1 protein-coding gene is annotated in these 205 nt (G+C 75.6%); it reads right to left on the reverse strand.

What is annotated here, in order from left to right:
• Window positions 1-205, reverse strand: a 205-nt coding sequence (locus GT045_RS24630) for a hypothetical protein (protein WP_161335481.1), incomplete at both ends; no start/stop codon positions are given.

Genomic DNA, 205 nt, shown 5'->3' on the forward strand with positions numbered 1-205 from the left:
TCCTTGTTCGCCGCGTCGGCCTGCGACTTGGCGTCCTTCGCGTGCTGCTCCGCCTCGTCCGCCAGCTTCACCGCGGCCTGCGCCTCGGACGCGGCATGCTGAGAGGCCACGATCGCGTCGGCGGCGGCGCTGGTGGCCGTGCGTACGGCCGCGTCGGCCCTGAGCTTGGCCGCCTGGGCGGCGTCCGCGTCCGAGCGGGCGCGTT

This window comes from Streptomyces sp. SID486 (genome assembly GCF_009865385.1).
Classification (GTDB): Bacteria; Actinomycetota; Actinomycetes; order Streptomycetales; family Streptomycetaceae; genus Streptomyces.